The organism is Stenotrophomonas sp. YJH_SMC_53 (assembly GCF_059369995.1).
The window spans coordinates 1-14712 of record NZ_JCAFTF010000012.1 but is presented as its reverse complement, the minus strand read 5'-3'; the positions used below and the strand labels follow the sequence as shown (position 1 = coordinate 14712).

The 14712-nt window shown below is 68.0% G+C and carries 19 protein-coding genes; 9 read left to right on the top strand and 10 right to left on the bottom strand.

Translation table 11 applies throughout. From position 1 onward, the window contains the following. The first annotated feature begins 48 nt into the window (after positions 1–48). Both AC5P7X_RS16980 and rnfB read left to right on the top strand, forming a co-directional pair. Positions 49–639 (top strand): HAD family hydrolase, encoded by a 591-nt coding sequence (locus AC5P7X_RS16980; protein WP_005418147.1) that lies wholly within the window; start codon positions 49–51, stop codon positions 637–639. A gap of 24 nt (positions 640–663) precedes the next feature. Continuing rightward, positions 664–1077 carry an Rnf electron transport complex subunit RnfB gene (gene rnfB, locus AC5P7X_RS16975; RefSeq protein ID WP_005418154.1) on the top strand — a complete coding sequence of 138 codons (414 nt, stop codon included), beginning with the start codon at positions 664–666 and terminating at the stop codon, positions 1075–1077. A gap of 50 nt (positions 1078–1127) precedes the next feature. On the opposite strand, the gene AC5P7X_RS16970 is transcribed toward rnfB, so the two are convergent. After that, positions 1128–1475 carry a RidA family protein gene (locus AC5P7X_RS16970; protein WP_005418155.1) on the bottom strand — a complete coding sequence of 116 codons (348 nt, stop codon included), beginning with the start codon at positions 1473–1475 and terminating at the stop codon, positions 1128–1130. A gap of 193 nt (positions 1476–1668) precedes the next feature. Here AC5P7X_RS16970 and mprF point away from each other — a divergent pair, with 193 nt between their 5' ends. After that, positions 1669–4233 (top strand): bifunctional lysylphosphatidylglycerol flippase/synthetase MprF, encoded by a 2565-nt coding sequence (mprF, locus tag AC5P7X_RS16965; protein WP_329843651.1) that lies wholly within the window; start codon positions 1669–1671, stop codon positions 4231–4233. 82 nt (positions 4234–4315) lie between these two features. On the opposite strand, the gene AC5P7X_RS16960 is transcribed toward mprF, so the two are convergent. The 4 genes from AC5P7X_RS16960 to AC5P7X_RS16945 all read right to left on the bottom strand — a co-directional run bounded on the left by AC5P7X_RS16960 (position 4316) and on the right by AC5P7X_RS16945 (position 7180). Further along, entirely contained in the window at positions 4316–5662 is a 1347-nt protein-coding gene (locus tag AC5P7X_RS16960) for a virulence factor family protein (protein WP_329843650.1), read from the bottom strand. Positions 5663–5740: 78 nt separating this feature from the next. Continuing rightward, on the bottom strand, positions 5741–6358 hold the full coding sequence (locus AC5P7X_RS16955) for a DUF998 domain-containing protein (RefSeq protein WP_005418159.1): 618 nt from the start codon (positions 6356–6358) through the stop codon (positions 5741–5743). Beyond that, complete coding sequence (locus tag AC5P7X_RS16950; protein ID WP_253137435.1) at positions 6355–6528, bottom strand: oxidoreductase-like domain-containing protein; 174 nt, start codon at positions 6526–6528, stop codon at positions 6355–6357. Before AC5P7X_RS16950 ends, AC5P7X_RS16955 begins: the two co-directional genes overlap by 4 nt. Positions 6529–6577: 49 nt before the next feature. Beyond that, entirely contained in the window at positions 6578–7180 is a 603-nt protein-coding gene (locus tag AC5P7X_RS16945) for an HD domain-containing protein (RefSeq protein WP_329843649.1), read from the bottom strand. A 229-nt stretch (positions 7181–7409) separates the two neighbouring features. On the opposite strand from AC5P7X_RS16945, the gene AC5P7X_RS16940 reads away from it, so the two are divergent. Then, positions 7410–8561, top strand: coding sequence for a transglutaminase-like domain-containing protein (locus AC5P7X_RS16940; RefSeq protein WP_065179251.1), 1152 nt, complete (start codon positions 7410–7412; stop codon positions 8559–8561). Between the two features lie 7 nt (positions 8562–8568). Here the strand turns inward: AC5P7X_RS16940 and AC5P7X_RS16935 are convergent, their stop codons facing one another. Then, a complete protein-coding gene (locus AC5P7X_RS16935; protein WP_495215187.1) occupies positions 8569–8904 on the bottom strand; it encodes a zinc ribbon domain-containing protein YjdM in 336 nt (111 codons plus the stop codon). A gap of 179 nt (positions 8905–9083) precedes the next feature. On the opposite strand from AC5P7X_RS16935, the gene AC5P7X_RS16930 reads away from it, so the two are divergent. The 3 genes from AC5P7X_RS16930 to AC5P7X_RS16920 all read left to right on the top strand — a co-directional run bounded on the left by AC5P7X_RS16930 (position 9084) and on the right by AC5P7X_RS16920 (position 11162). Further along, a complete protein-coding gene (locus AC5P7X_RS16930; protein ID WP_329843648.1) occupies positions 9084–10445 on the top strand; it encodes an Hsp70 family protein in 1362 nt (453 codons plus the stop codon). Positions 10446–10674: 229 nt separating this feature from the next. Further along, positions 10675–10968 (top strand): YkgJ family cysteine cluster protein, encoded by a 294-nt coding sequence (locus AC5P7X_RS16925; protein ID WP_080104338.1) that lies wholly within the window; start codon positions 10675–10677, stop codon positions 10966–10968. A gap of 11 nt (positions 10969–10979) precedes the next feature. Continuing rightward, the gene (locus tag AC5P7X_RS16920) at positions 10980–11162 is read left to right on the top strand and encodes a hypothetical protein (RefSeq protein WP_005410566.1); all 183 of its coding nucleotides are present in this window, start codon (positions 10980–10982) and stop codon (positions 11160–11162) included. A 49-nt stretch (positions 11163–11211) separates the two neighbouring features. Here the strand turns inward: AC5P7X_RS16920 and AC5P7X_RS16915 are convergent, their stop codons facing one another. Genes AC5P7X_RS16915 through AC5P7X_RS16905 form a run of 3 tightly spaced genes read right to left on the bottom strand, consistent with a single transcriptional unit; the run spans position 11212 to position 13213 of the window. Then, positions 11212–12093 (bottom strand): DUF4097 family beta strand repeat-containing protein, encoded by an 882-nt coding sequence (locus tag AC5P7X_RS16915; protein ID WP_329843647.1) that lies wholly within the window; start codon positions 12091–12093, stop codon positions 11212–11214. 11 nt (positions 12094–12104) lie between these two features. Beyond that, on the bottom strand, positions 12105–12638 hold the full coding sequence (locus tag AC5P7X_RS16910) for a hypothetical protein (protein WP_171957200.1): 534 nt from the start codon (positions 12636–12638) through the stop codon (positions 12105–12107). Further along, positions 12635–13213: an RNA polymerase sigma factor gene (locus AC5P7X_RS16905; protein ID WP_070489956.1), complete on the bottom strand. Its 579-nt coding sequence runs from the start codon at positions 13211–13213 to the stop codon at positions 12635–12637. Before AC5P7X_RS16905 ends, AC5P7X_RS16910 begins: the two co-directional genes overlap by 4 nt. Positions 13214–13339: 126 nt before the next feature. On the opposite strand from AC5P7X_RS16905, the gene AC5P7X_RS16900 reads away from it, so the two are divergent. Then, positions 13340–13519, top strand: a complete 180-nt coding sequence (locus AC5P7X_RS16900) for a hypothetical protein (RefSeq protein WP_049415771.1) — start codon at positions 13340–13342, stop codon at positions 13517–13519. A gap of 35 nt (positions 13520–13554) precedes the next feature. Further along, the gene (locus AC5P7X_RS16895) at positions 13555–14148 is read left to right on the top strand and encodes a mechanosensitive ion channel family protein (RefSeq protein ID WP_005418176.1); all 594 of its coding nucleotides are present in this window, start codon (positions 13555–13557) and stop codon (positions 14146–14148) included. A gap of 407 nt (positions 14149–14555) precedes the next feature. On the opposite strand, the gene AC5P7X_RS16890 is transcribed toward AC5P7X_RS16895, so the two are convergent. Next, the coding region (locus AC5P7X_RS16890; RefSeq protein WP_495215206.1) for an IS3 family transposase at positions 14556–14712 on the bottom strand (157 nt) is incomplete at its 5' end.

Below are 14712 nucleotides of genomic sequence, written 5' to 3'. Positions count from 1 at the left end.
CCGCCGGCAGCTCCGGCCCCGGGAGGCAACGCGATGGGAAGCAACGCAATGGAACTGGCGCTGTTCGACTTCGACCACACCGTGACCACCTGCGATACCTATGGCCGCTTCCTGCGCCGCGTGGCCACCGCCGAACAGCTGGCACAGGCATGGTGGAAAGTCGGGCCGTGGCTGGCCGCGTACAGGTTGAAGCTGATCTCGGCCGAACGCATCCGTGCACGCGTCACCCGCCTGACCTTCAGTGACCGCCACAGCGATGACATCGCCACGCTGGCCGCAGGCTTCTCGCGCGAGTTCCTGCCCGACGTGGTGCGCCCGGAAATGCTGGAGCAGATCCGTTGGCACAAGGAACAGCAGCACACCGTCGTGATCGTGTCCGGCTCGCTGGACCTGTACCTGCGGCCGTGGTGCGAGCAGCTGGGCCTGCAGCTGATCTGCAACCGGCTGGAAAGCCAGGACGGCCGCCTGACCGGCCGTTACGCTGGTGGCGACTGCGGCCCGCGCAAGGTCGAGCACATCCGCCGCCAGTTCGATCTGTCGCGCTACGTGCGCATCCATGCCTACGGTGACAGTTCCGAAGACAAGCCGATGCTGGCGCTGGCCCACGAGCGCTGGTTCCGCGGCAAGCCCCTGAAATAACCCAACGCGCAGCCTTCGCCACGCATGAGCCTGATCCCGCCCCTGACCGAACGCCTCGACCGCCTGCTGCCGCAGACCCAATGCGGGCAATGCGGCTATGACGGCTGCCGCCCGTATGCGCAGGCAATGGCACGTGGCGAGGCCGGTGTGGACCGCTGCCCGCCGGGTGGCGACGCCGGTGCACGGGCGTTGGCGCAGGTGCTGGGTGTACCGGCGATTCCGTTCGATCGTTCGCGCGGCGAGCACAAGGCGGCCCAGGTGGCGTTGATCGTCGAAGCCGACTGCATCGGCTGCACCAAGTGCATCCAGGCCTGCCCGGTGGACGCCATCGTCGGCGGCGCCAAATACATGCACACGGTCATTGCCGACCTGTGCACCGGCTGCGAGCTGTGCATCCCCCCGTGCCCGGTGGATTGCATCGAGCTGGTGCGCCTGTAACAGGGGTCAGATCCCTTTCCGCAGGAAAGGGATCTGACCCCATCCCGCAGTTACGGCACCGCTGCCGTCACCACGATCTCGACCTTCCACTCGGCGTGGGCGAGCTTGGCTTCGAAGGTTGCGCGGGCCGGGGTCGCGCCCTCGACCACCCACTCGTCCCACGCCTTGTTCATGCCGTCGAAGTCGGCGATGTCGGCCAGGAACACTTCCGCACGCAGCACGTGCTGGCGATCACTGGCGACCAGCGCCAGCAGCTTGTCGATCTCCGCCAGCACCTGCCGGGTCTGGCCGGTGATGTCCTGGCTGGTGTCTTCCGGAATCTGGCCGGAGAGGTAGGCGACCTTGTTGTACACGGTCATTTCGGACATGCGCGGTCCGACGTCGTAACGCTCCATCATGGGCGTGGCTCCTGCGGGTGATCAGGCCCGCATTGTCCTCCAATCCGGTCAACGGTGGGTGCACGGGTCCCCCGCGCGACGCGTCAGTACCGGGCTCCGACACATCTGCTGGTCAAATGGCGGCGACAGGCGCACGATGCGCCACGCCCCGCGTTGACACCGCACTCGCCCCTCCTGACGCACCCTTGCGCCGATGACCGCAGCCACCAACCCCGCCGCCGCTTCCTCCACCCCGGCATGGAAGCGGGTCCTCACCATTGTCGTTCCCCTGCTGATCCTCTCGCTGGCCCTGCATGGCCTGGCCAGTGAATTCGATGAGCACGGCTACCGCGCCATCCGCCAGGCGTTCCGCCAGCTCAGTGGCCTGCAGATCACGCTCACCGTGATGCTCGGCCTGGCCAGCTACGCCTGCCTGATCGGCTTCGATGCCATCGGCCTGCGCCGCAGCGGCATCCGCGTGCATCCGGCACGCATCGGCATTACCGCCTTCCTTGCGCATACGCTGGGCCAGACGGTGGGCTTTGCCGCGTTGACCGGTGGCGCAGTGCGCCTGCGTGGCTACCGCAGCGCCGGCCTGGACCTGGCGCAGATCGGCCAGGTGGTGCTGATGAGCACGCTCGGTTTCGTGTTCGGTGCGTGGCTGTTGATCAGCGTGGCGCTCTGCATGGAACCGGCGGCAGCGGCGTTGGCATTGCCACTGAATCGCGATGCCGTGCGCATCGTCGGCATCGTCGCCCTGCTCGCCTATCTGGGTACCGTGCTGCTGGTCGGTCGCGACGGACGGCAGTTCAGCGTGTTCGGCCATGCGTTGTGGCTACCCGACCGCCGCACCATGCTCGGCGTCACCGTGCTCAGCGTGATCGAGCTGGTGCTGGCCAGCGCCGCGTTCTATGTGCTGCTGCCGGACTCGACGCCCACCGGCCTGCCCGGCTTCGTCGGCCTGTACCTCGTCGCGGTACTGGCCGGCCTGGTCTCGACCGTGCCGGCCGGCCTGGGCGTGTTCGAATGGAGCCTGTTGAAGCTGTTGCCCCAGGTGGCACCGGCGGCGGTGCTGGCGGCCGCGTTGATCTACCGCGTGACCTATTACGTACTACCGCTGGTGCTGGCCACGTTGCTCGCCCTTGCGCCCGCGCTGCGCCAGCCGCTGAAGGCCAGTGCCGGGGCAACCCGCGCCGGCTGGAACGCACTGCGCCCATGGTTGCCGCAGATCATCGCGCTGGCGGTGTTCAGCATCGGCGCCGCGCTGGTCATCGACGGCACGCTGCCCACGCCACGCCGGCACCTGGTGAATGCCTCGCTGCCGATCCTGGAAACCTCGCACCTGATCGGCAGCCTCAGTGGTGTCGCGCTGCTGCTGATCGGGCAGGGCCTGGCCCGTCGCAGCCACGCGGCGTGGATGCTGGCGATGGCGGTGTGCGTGGTCACCCCGCTGCCGCTGTGGCTGCGCGGTGGCCAACCGTTGATCGCCGTCTCGGCGGTGCTGGTGGCGATGGCGCTGTGGGCTGCGCGCCGCGAGTTCTACCGCCAGGGTGCGCTGCTGGATGAAGCCTGGTCGTGGCCGTGGCTGCGCAACCTGGGGCTGGTGCTGGTGGCGGTGACCTGGCTGCTGTTCTTCACCTACAGCCATGTCGAATACCAGAACGAGCTGTGGTGGCAGTTCGCGGTCTCCGGCAACGCACCGCGCGCGTTGCGCGCGTTGCTGGTGGTGGCCATCGCGCTGGTGATGTTCGGCCTGGCGCGGCTGCTGCACAGCACGCGTAGCCCGCTGCCCGCCGCCGATGAAGCGACGCTGCAATCGCTGGCGCCGGTCCTGGCCGGTGCCACCGACACCCAGGCCTGCCTGGTGCTGACCGCGGACAAGGCAGTGCTGCGCGATGAAGCGAAACTCGGCTTCGTGATGATGCAGCGCTATGGGGGTTCGCTGATCGCGATGGGCGACCCGGTCGGCCCGCCGGACGTCGCCCGCGCATTGATCTGGCGCTTCCGCGAGGAAGCCGACCGCCTCGGCCTGCGCCCCGTCTTCTACCAGGTCGGCGAGACTTACTGGCAGACCTATCTCGACCTTGGCCTGGGGCTGGTCAAGCTGGGCGAAGAAGCGATGGTGCCGCTGCATGATTTCGGCCTGGAAGGGCGCGAGCGCGCCGACCTGCGCCAGGCCTGGAACCGGGGCAAGCGGGGTGGCCTGTCCTTCCGCGTGGCGCCCGTGGAGGAAATTCCCAGCCTGCTGCCGCGCCTGCACGCGATCTCCAACGCATGGCTGGAAGACAAGGCCGGCGACGAAAAGGGCTTCTCGCTCGGCAGCTACGACCCGGATTACCTGGTGCGCTTCCCGGTGGCGCTGGTCGAGGCCGAAGGCCAGATCGTGGCCTTCGCCAACCTGTGGCAGGCACCGGCCGGCGCCGAGCTGTCGGTGGACCTGATGCGCCACGTCAGCGAAGCACCGAAGGGCACGATGGACTTCCTCTTCATCGAGCTGTTCCTGTGGGGCCGCGCACAGGGCTATGCACGTTTCTCGCTGGGCATGGCGCCGCTTTCCGGGCTGGCACAGCATCGTCTGGCTGGCCGCTGGAACCGGCTGGCCGGCCTGCTGGCGCGGCATGGCGAACGTTTCTACGGGTTCAGTGGCCTGCGCCGCTTCAAGTCGAAGTTCGATCCGCAGTGGCGGCCGCGCTATCTCGCCGCGCCCGGCGGCATGCACCTGCCGGCGGCGCTGCTGGACGCCACGCGCCTGATCTCTCTGGACCCGCGGCGCAACTGAGGACGCGATCCGCCGGGCATGGCCCGGCGCTACCGCGGCTCGTCCTGGTGGGTGCGAACCGTTGGTTCGCACGCTCTCCGGTTCACGCCCCGCCCTTGAGGATCACCTCGGCCAGCCGATCATAGTCACCGCCGAAATGGTGGTCGCCCGGCAGCTTCACCCGCTTCACGCCGTCATTGGCCGGCAGGTCCGGGCACAGTGCGTCCTCGTCCTTGTCGCCATATACGCACAGGGTTCTTTCCGCCGGCAGCCTGGCCACTTCCGGAGCGATCGGCAGGCCATCGCCGCCGCCGCCCAGCCAGTTGCTGACATGGAATTCGAAGTCGGCCTTCCTGCCTACCGACAGCAGCACGATGCGGTCCAGCGCCTCTCGGGTACCCGCGTCGAGCTGGTTGATGGTGGCCGGCAGCACGTCGGCACCCTGCGAGAAACCGATCAGCATCACCTTGTCGCGGTGCCACTGCTGGCGGTAGTGGTCGATGATCTTCTGCAGGTCAGCGGCGAAGCCCTTCGGCGTGCGCTCGCTCCAGAAGTAGCGCAACGAGTCGATGCCGACCACGGCCACGCCGTGCTCGTTGAGCGACGACGCCACGTCCTTGTCCAGGCCGGCCCAGCCACCATCGCCGGAAACGAATACCGCCAGCGTATCGCCGCTACCGGTCGCCGGTACTTCCACCACCGGCAGGCCTTTCAGCGCGGCCGGCGGCGGTGCCAGACTGACCCCGGCCTGCGCGCCGATCACCCGCGCCGCGGCCACCAGACCGGGTGAGGCATCACCGCGCGCGGTTCGCTTGAATTCGCGTGCCATGGCGACCTGCTGAACGAACCGACTGGCCTCGCCCACCTTGCAGCCGTGATCGCCAGCGGCACTCAACCACGGAAAATTCAGTTCGGCGGGCTGCAGCGTGTTGTGCTTCACACCATCGCCGCAGACCATGCGCTCATGGTTGTGGTCCGGGCAGAAGCCGGTGGTCAGCAGGCCGGCAAACACCTGGGTGTCGGCCTGCGCCGCGAGCGAATAGGCCATCTCGGCACCCTCGCCGTCACCGCCGACCAGCGGCAGGTGGTAGCCGGGCAGATGCAGGGACGCCTGCAGCCAGCGCGAGAAGTTCTCGACGTCACCGGCGCCGAACGAGCAGGTCGGATCACCCTCGCGCTTGAGCACCCCGCGCAGGTGCGCGATGTCCACAGCGGCAACGATGGCGCCGTCGGCACGCAGGGCTTCGATCGGCAGGCGGCTGGTGTCACCCCCTGGGGTGGGCGCGTGGAACCAGATCACCACCCGCTGCGGCGTGCCGGCCGGCATGTGCACCGCAATCTGCTCGAACCGCCCGTGGCTGAACTGCTGCACGTTGGCCGCCGCCATTGCCGGCAGCGCCGCCAGCGCCAGAACCACACCCATTGCCCTGCCCAGCCCTGCACGCTTCATATCGCATCCCCGATGGAATGCGCACACGATACGCCGCCACCGCGTGCACGGCACGTACCGGTGCAGGCCGTTGGCGATTCAGTCGGCCGTGGTACGCCGACTGCGCCGGTACAGTGCCAGCGCCAGGTACAGCAGCCAGCCTACGATCACCACGATCACGACCTTCTGGCCCAGCCCGCGCGGCGGACCGGCGCGCCACAACACATGCAGCCACAACAGTACGAACGCCAGCCAGGCCCAGCCCCAGAGCAGGCTCGCGGCGGACTGCCAACCCGGTTCGCGGCGCAGGTACCAGGCCTGCAGGAGCATGCCGACGCTGGCACACAGGAACGCCGTGTTGGCCGCCAGCCCATGGATGAACGGTGCCAGCAGCGGCGTCGCTTCCGGCAGCCAGCTGTCACCGATGGCGACCGTGGCCAGGCCCAGTGCCGAGACCGTGAACAGCAGCGGCGCCGCCGCGCTGCGCCGCGGGCCGACGCTGCCCCGGTAGAGGCTGATGCCGAGCAGGGCGATCGCCAATGCCAGCAGGCAGTAGGCCGCGCGCAACGCCAGCCCCCACGGCCCGTGCAGATAGAGGCTGAGCGTGGCCCGCACCCAGTCCAGATCGGTGCGTGCGAACTGGGTCCACAGCGCGGTGGCCACGAACAGCAGCAGCGCCGCCAGCGCCAGCAGTGCCGCTGGGCGCGCCCGGCTCATGTGGACGCCTCCGGGTGCCGCGCCTGCCATTCGGCCAACGCCTTGCGATAGCGCTGCAGTTCGTCGGCATACAGGTCCAGCACACACAGCGGGCAACCGCTGCCGCAACATTCGTTCGGACCGGGCTCTTCCGGCGGCAGCGGACGGGGATCGGGATCAGGGACGGACACGGTTGGAAGCGGCAATCGGTGGAAACGGGCCCCAGTGTACCGGGCTGGTTCAGCGGCCCAGCTGCCGGCGCAGATTGTCGCGCGCGGCAGAGTCGAGGCGCTGGTGGAAGAATTCGCTGAGGAAGATGCGCGGTGCACGCAGCAGGCCCTGCAGGAAACGGCGGCGGCCGGCGCGATACAGGAAGCCTGGCACCACGCCCTTGTACTCTTCGGCCACGCCGCAGTCATAGGCGCTGAACACCGGCTCCGGCGCGGCCAGGATCGCCATGTCGCAGTCCAGGAACAACGCGGCCTCGGCATCGACATCGTCCGGGGCGAGCTCGCCATGGCGGGCAGTCAGCAGGATCAGCTGCTCGACCCGGGCCGCGTCGACCATGGCAAGTTCCGGCGCCTGTGCGATCGCCTGCAGGGCCAGTTGCGCCGAACGCGCTTCGTTGTCCTTTCGCCCCGCCACATAGATCGCATCGTGGTAGAGCGCGGCCAGGTAAACCTCGGCCGGCTGCTGCCAGCCTGGACCGTCGGCAACCTCCTGGCAGTGCTGCAGCACCGCACGCACGTGGCCGAAGTGATGGTAGGCACGTGGTGGCGTTGCATAGCTGTCCTGCAGCGCCTGCCACTGCGCCGGAGCGAGCGTCAGCGGGGAGAAGTCCATGACCGGATCATCCCGCCTGCGCCGGTAGCGGGCAAGCCGGCCATTTTTTCACCACACCCTCACAACGCTCTCCGCACGGGGCCCCAACGCGGTTGTCCACAGCTTTGTCGAGCGCTGGTCCACACCGGCTGTGGATGAACGCGCGGACCGACCAGCGGTCACTGCAGGGGTGCGCGCACAGGTCTACACTCGCCTCAGGCGGGAGCGCCCGCCGCTGCCGGGAGCCGTCATGTACCGTCCTGCCGCCCGATCCGTTCTGCTCGCATTGGCCGCATTGGCGGCACCCTCCGCGATCGCACTGAACCCTGACGCGAGCGAAGCCCCTGCGGTCGCTGCCAGCACCACCGCGCCGACGATTCCAACACCGCAGCAGGTGTTCGCGATTCCACCGGCCATGCTCGATATGCTGCACACCCAGGTGACCCGTCGCAGCTATTCGCGCGAGCAGCGCCTGCAGGCGCTGGTGGAGATGATCTTCGACCGCCATGGCATGGACCTGCAGTACGACGCCGACGCGACCCTTACTGTCAGCGAGATCTGGCAGCAGCGACGCGCCAACTGCCTGGCCTTTACCCTGATGTTCGTCGCACTGGCACGCGAAGCCGGCATCCAGGCGCGCGTGCAGGAAGTTGGCCAGGTGGTGTCGTGGTACCAGGACCAGGCCCAGGGCCTGGTCTACAGCGTAGGCCACGTCAATGCCGGGGTCGGCTTTGCCGGCCGCTTCGCCACCGTCGATCTGGATCGCAATGTGCTGTACGACCGCCGCGGGCCGCTGCCGATCAGCCAGGCGCGGGCGTTGGCGCACTTCTACAACAATCGCGGTGCCGAACGCATGGCCAGCGGCGACCTGGCGGGCGCACGTACCTTCTTCGATACCGCGCTGGCGCAGGACGGCAGCTTCGCTGCCACCTGGAACAACCTGGGCGTGCTGGAAAACCGCACGGGCGATACCGCCGCTGCACGCCGGGCTCTGGAAAGGGCGCTGCGACTGGACGGCCGGCAGGATGCTGCACTCACCAACGCCAGCGCCCTCTACCGCAAGCTCGGCATGATTGCGCAGGCCCAGGCGCTGGAGCAGCGGTTGCAATCGGTGCAGCGCGAAGACCCATTCGCGCAGTACATGCTCGGTGCCGAGGCCGAACGCGCCGGGCAACTGCAGCAGGCGATCCGCTATTACCGGCAGGCCGTGCGCCTGTACGACACCGCGCACCAGTTCCACTTCGGGCTGGCGCGGGTCTATTTCCTGGCGGGCCAGCTCAAGCACGCCGATCGTGAGCTGCTGCGTGCACAGGAACTGGGCGGGGCGCCGCAGCAGGCGCGCTACCAGGCCAAGCTGGACAGCCTGGCCCGCTGGCGCGCACAGCAGCAGGCCCGGCGCTGAAGGCCGGTCAGGCCTTCTTGAGGAAGCAGGTCTTCAGGACCAGGCCCTTGATCTTGTCCGAATTGCCTTCGATGTGCTCGGCATCGTCCTCGACCAGGCGGATGTTGCGGATCACGGTGCCCTGCTTGAGCGGGATCGAGGAGCCCTTCACCTTCAGGTCCTTGATCACGGTGACGGTGTCACCGGCCTGCAGGGTATTGCCGTTGCTGTCACGCACGACCAGGGTCGAACCGGCACTTTCCTCGGCGGTCCATTCGAAGCTGCAGTCGGCGCAGATCCACAGCGCGCCATCGGCGTAGGTGTTTTCCAGGGTGCACTGCGGGCAGGCAGGGGCAGAAGACATCAGCAAGTACCTCAAAGTGAATCAACAGCTGCCATTGTAACCGCCCGGCTCCCCCGGCAATTTCCGGGCAGTACGCCGCGACCTCCTTGACCCGGCCCGGAACAGGAAACCGCGGGACCTTGCAGTCAGCGGCGAACTGCAGCAGAGTGCGCGGCCCCTGATCGCCCCCGGAACTCCCCATGCGCCTCGGCATCGACTTCGGTACCAGCAACTCCGCCGCCGCCATCGTGCATGAAGGAAAACTGCTGCCGATCCGCTTCGGCGACGCCGAGCAGTTCCGTACCAGCGTGTACTTCCCCGGCGTGGTGCCCGACCCGGATGACTTCCAGCTCGATGACGGCCAGGAGCACCAGCTGCAGCAGATGATCGACGGCGCTGCGCGTGCGGCGCGCGCCGCCGGCCAGCAACGCACGCCGCAGGCGCTGCGCCGCGAAGCCCTGCGCGCGCTGCGCCGGGAATGGATGGAAGCCCGTGCCGGCAAGGAACGCAGTGCCAGCGACCTGCTGCAGAGTGCGGTCTACGGTGACGAAGCGCTGGAAGCCTATTTCGAGGAACACGAAGGCAACCTGGTGCAGAGCCCGAAATCGATGCTCGGCTACAACCTGCACCCGCGCGCCAAGCAGACCATCACCGGCATCGCCGCGCACATCCTCGAACACATCCGCCTGACCGCCAGCGCCCAGCTCGGCCAGCCGCTGAGAGCGGCCCTGCTTGGGCGTCCGGTGCAGTTCCGCAGCTCGATCGGTGCGGCCGGCAATGACCAGGCGCTGGACATCCTGCGCGAAGCCGCCAGCCAGGCCGGTTTCGACCAGATCGATTTCCTCGAGGAACCGGCCGCGGCGGCCATGCACTATCACGCCGAAAGCCGCGAACGGCACCAGGCCGTGATCGTCGACATCGGCGGCGGTACCACCGATATCGCCCACGCCGAAGTCGGCGGCGACGACGCCCCGCGCGTCCACCGCGCCTGGGGCATCGCCCGCGGCGGTACCGACATCGACCTGGCGCTGAGCCTGTCCAGCTACATGCCGCTGTTCGGCCGCGGCATCACCCGCGTGCCCGCCCACCACTATGTGGAAGCGGCCACCGTGCAGGACATGACCCGCCAGCGCGACTTCCGCCAGCACAAGTATGACCATGTCGACAATCCGTGGGGCGCGCGCCTGCAGGCCCTGCAGGACACCGGCAATACCGCCCGCCTGTACCGCGACGTCGAGCGCGCCAAGATCGCCCTCAGCGCCGCCAGCGAACATCGCAGCACGCTGGACTACATCGCCCGCGACCTGCATGCCGACAGCAGCGCCGACGGCCTGGCCGCAGCCGCGCATGGTTATCTGGAGCAGCTCCGGGAGCTGCTGGCCCAGGTCCGCAGCGACATCGGCGGCGACCCGGACGCGGTGTTCCTGACCGGCGGCATGTCCCGCGCCGGGTATCTGCGCCAGGCCGTTGCGGAGGCCTTCCCGGGCGCCCGCATGGTCCACGGCGAGCCCTCGCTGGGCGTGGTCCAGGGCCTTGCTTTGGCGGCAGCAAGCCAGGATTAACAAAACGTTACGCGATCTAAGTTACTCTTGGTCGGCTAGAACCCTGCTGCACCTTCCACCGGCCACGCCGGTGTGTGTCCACGGTGCAGCCTGGCCCGCCCTGCGGGCCTAGCGGCCATGCCTTCCTGGCTCGTTCATGGTCCGCGTACCACCGGAGCCGCCATCGAGACCCGCTTTGGGCACCCGCCAGGCCCCTGAGGCCTTACAACCTGACGCAGCACATGCACCCATCGACTGCCGCCGTTGTGACGCGGTCTGTTGTCGGCTGCCCGTGTTGCTGCAACCCGGCGACCACGTGCCCGGCCAGTTCCTGTCACGCGACACCCACGGCCGTGCCGTGATGGCGCGCAACGAGGAAGGCTGGTGTGCGGCGATCGATCCCTATCACCTGCGCTGCACGATCTATTCGCAGCGCCCGGCGATCTGCCGCCAGTTCTCGATGGGCGGCAGTGACTGCCGCCGTGAGCGGCAGGACTACCTGCGCCAGGCCGATGCCTGGGCGCTTTCCTCCCCTTCCACCTGACAGGAGCAACCATGCCCCGCAAGGCAAAGACCCCCGCGAAGGCCAGCAACAGCATCCGCAGCGAACGCAAGGGCGCGGCCGCCAGCACCGTGGTCAGCAGCGATTCGATCGCTTCGGACCTGGCAGCGTTCCGCAAGGCCGGTGGCAAGATCGAAGTCCTCGGCACCACCTGGGCGCTGAAGAAAGCCAGCTGACCCCGTACCGACCGCGGCGGCGCTGCCGCCGCGGCCTGCCGGATCGCGCTCAGCGATCCAGGCTTACCCGAACACTGCCCGAATGCGACTGGATGCGGATATCACCGTCGCCGCTGCCCAGCCGCGTATCAAGATGGCTGCCCGGGCCGTAGCGCGGCCGCTCCACCTGGCCGGCATCGCTGTTGATCGACCCGCTGAAGCTGTTCACCGACAGCTGCGCCGAAACCGGGCGTGGCAGGCGCAGGTTGACCGACGCACTCACCGATTCGACATTGATCCGGCCCCCCGGCGCCAGCCCGGCCGCCGACAGATCGATGCTGCCCGATACGGTTTCCACCGCCAACCGCTGCACCCGCCCGGCATCGACCTCGACCCGGCCGGATACCGTCTGTGCACCGATGTCACCGGACACGCCGCCACCGGCTTCGATCCGGCCGCTGACCGTGTTCACATCCAGCTTCGGGGTCTGCAGGCGCGCGCTGACACCGCCACTGACCGTATTGAGCTTGCTGTCGCCGCTGCGACCGGAGGCGCTCAGGCTGCCGCTGACCGTGTCGGCCTGCAGGCGACGCACATCGATGCCGCTGATGTCCTGGTTGGCACTGACCGTGCTCAGCAGCAGCTCCACCGAGCGCGGCACGTTCAGCACCAGCGTTGCGCCGCCGTTGTTGCTGCGACGCGGATATTCGATCTCCCAGCGGACGCGGTTGGCACTCTTTTCCTGGCGCAGCTGCAGGCCATCACTGAGCGTACCAGTGAGCTGCACGTCGTTGCGGTCCCAGCCACGCACGGTCACCTTGCCGGCCACGTTGCTCAGTTCGATGCGGCCGCCGGCGGCCAGGTTGTGGCGTTCGTCGATCCGGGTGTCAGCCAGGGCCACCGCGGGCAGCAGCAACAGCGCGGCGCAGCAGGTCATCAGGGTTCGTGTCATCGGGGGTCTCCTCAGGTCGTCAGGCCGGACTCGGCGGCATAGGCCGCCTGCCGGGTCAGTTCCAGCCGCAGCGCATAGGTGCGCTTGAGCTGGCCAAGCAGGTGAGGCGCACGTGGGTCCTGCGCCAGCGCGGCCTGGATCTGTGCCGCGCTTTCATCCAGTTCGTGCAGCGCCGGCTGCCATTCCGGTGCCCGGCCTGCGGGCAGCGCGGCCACCGCCTGCCGGTACTGCTCGGTCATCGCCGCAGCCTGCAACTGCAGCGTGGACGGCACCGGTATATCCGGCTGCACATGCCGCCAAGGGGTCACGGCGTAGATCGCCAGGCTGGCAGCCAGGACAGCGCCGGCCGGCAACCACCAGCGGCGCCGCGAACGCGTTGCCAGGGCCACCACGTTGCCCGTTGGCGCAGGTGCTGCCTCTGGTTCACGCGGCGGCAGCCGGGCAGACAGGCGTGCCCAGCCATCGGCCGGTACATCGCGCTCGTTCGGCAGCGCGCGCAGCCGGGCCAGCAGATCGTGATCGCAATCGTGTTCGTGTGTACTCATGTCATGTCTCCCAGCCGTGCGCGCAGCAGGCCGCGCGCACGATGCAGCTGTGCCTTTGAACTGCCGACGGCCATCTGCAGCTGCTCGGCGATTTCCTGGTGCTTCCAGCCTTCGATGTCGTGCAGTACCAGTACCGCACGCGCCCTCGGAGGCAGCGTCGCGAGTGCGCGCTCCAGGTCGCGCTCGGTACCGGCGCAACGGTCGTGCACCGCCAGCTCCTGCAGGCCGCCGTCGACCTCCTCCAGACTGTCGTGGTCCTGCCCGGCGGCGCGCCCGCGCAGTTCCATCAGTGCAGCGTTGACGCCCAACCGGTGCAACCAGGTCGACAGGCTGCTTTCGAACCGGAACCCCGGCAGCGCCTTCCATGCCTGCAGGAACGCTTCCTGCAGGGCATCCTCGGCACGCGCCTGCTGGCCCCCGCACAGGCGCCACAGTACGGCGAACACGCGCGGCGCATGGCGCCGGTACAGCAGTTCGTAGGCCGCAGTGTCACCGGCGGCGGCCGCCCGCACCAGGGCGGGTTCGTCGACAGGGTCGTGGGCGGCAGGCGGCGCTGGCATGGTGGTGTCGAGCATATCGCTTGGATGCGGCGACCCGGAAAAAGGTTTAGAGCCGATCGCCGATCAAGGCCATGCAACCTTTTCGACGACGGCTGCATCCATGGAAGGTCATTCGAGAAAATACCTCCAGGGAGTTCCGCCATGTCCAGCCCGTCCTGCGCCGCCCTGCTGGTAATCGTCGCTTGCGTCGTGCTGCAGGCATCGGGCCTGTCCTTGCGGTTGTGCCCCGACAACGGCCGCGCCTGCCTGCAGCAGCATCGACAGGAGCTGGTCTGCCTGGCGTGGTCGCCGATGGTCGAAACCCCGGCACGCGCCGGGTAACATCGAGGCCGTTCCCGCCACCTGTTTTCGCCCCCATGATGTTGTCGCTGAAGGATCACCTGCCGGCCTGGAGCCACCCATGGCTGAACTACGCGGGCGTGGCCCTGCAGATCGTGCTGGTGCTGCTGGTCGCCTGGCTGCTGCGGGTACTGGCCCGTCGCCTGATCCGGCGCTTTGCCGAGCACTACACGCTGCCACCTGAAATGGTGATGGGCGCGCGCCGGATCACCAGTTTCGTGGTCTATTTCAGCGCCCTGCTGTATATCCTCAGCCTGCTCGGCGCGAAGCCTTCAGTGCTGTGGACCGCGTTCACCGGCTTCGCCGCCGTGGGCGCAGTGGCCTTCTTCGCGGCCTGGAGCGTGCTGTCCAACATCTTCTGCACGTTGCTGATCTTCACCACTCGCCCGTTCCGCCTGCATGACTACATCGAAGTGCTGGAGAACGGCGAGAAGCCGGGCCTGAAGGGGCGGGTGATCGACGTGAACCTGATCTACACCACGCTGCAGGAAACCGGCGACGGCCATGAGGGTACGGTGCTGCAGCTGCCGAACAACCTGTTCTTCCAGCGCACGGTGCGCCGCTGGCGCGACCCGGCGCAGGCCCCCGGCGGCATCCAGGGCGACGGCTGAGGGTGGGGTTTTCGGCAGGGCTGCGCCCTGCACCTGCAGAGGCCGAAGCCGAAGCAAGATCAAGAGCGGCATTCCGTGGGATGGCGGGGCGGTGTGGGTGGTCAGGACACGCCGTAAACCCATCCATGGGGGCTCGATGGCGCCATCCATGGCGCCAACGGTCCTGCCCACCCACACCGCCCCACCTCTGACAGATTCCGCGCGCTGTTGGTGGGTGCCGACCGTTGGTCGGCACATCTGTCAGATATCGATAGTCAGAATTGGATCCGACCCCGTGCCGACCAACGGTCGGCACCCACCATCAGCAGCAGGTTCCAACAGATCGCGGAAATCTGTCGAAGGCGGGGTGGGTCCGGTTGAGGGGGCGTGTGATCTGGCCCCCTGAAAACGGACGCCATGAAGCCGTTTCAGGCGGCAGCCCGGAGCTGCCGGGCGTAGTTGTTAGGCGAGTGGTAGCCCAGCGCCGAGTGTAGCCGGGCTGGATTGTAGAAGCCGTGGATGTAAGCAGCGATGGACTGGCTGGCTTGTTCCCTACTGGCGTAAGGCTCGGCAGCCTCTTCTGTC